This window comes from Massilia eburnea, assembly GCF_009720745.1.
Classification (GTDB): Bacteria; Pseudomonadota; Gammaproteobacteria; order Burkholderiales; family Burkholderiaceae_D; genus Rugamonas; species Rugamonas eburnea.
The window spans coordinates 1-366 of sequence record NZ_WNKX01000085.1 but is presented as its reverse complement, the minus strand read 5'-3'; the positions used below and the strand labels follow the sequence as shown (position 1 = coordinate 366).

General features: G+C 51.9%; 1 protein-coding gene. It reads left to right on the top strand.

Annotated features, from left to right (window positions below; translation table 11 throughout):
* Positions 1 to 41: 41 nt before the first annotated feature.
* Positions 42 to 366, top strand: a 325-nt coding sequence (locus GM658_RS28675; RefSeq protein ID WP_170299040.1) for a hypothetical protein, incomplete at its 3' end; no start/stop codon positions are given.

Sequence of the window (366 nt, the reverse complement as noted above, 5' to 3'; positions counted from 1 at the left end):
TCGATTGCTTGATGCGCGGCGACAGGATGTGTGTGGAGGAATTGAACGCTCAAGCAGCAATACCCGATATCCCCAACGCTGCTTTCAGAAAGCCGACAGCGGCTGAAGCGAAAGCCTCTGTCGATGAATACTACGCGAAGATGCGAAACGGTACCCTGCAGCAGCCTGTAATCGACACACCGGGTGTCGCGACAAACATTGGCGCAGCGGAAGGCTTCTTTATGTTCAATCCACTTGGACAAGGTGCTAAGGGCTACGCCGAGAGTGCATACAATTTGGTATTTGGCACGACCATTGGTGGCATTAATATAGCAAAAGATGCATACGGCTTCGCCAATCAGAGTCTCTTCGGTCCGGAGATGGGTT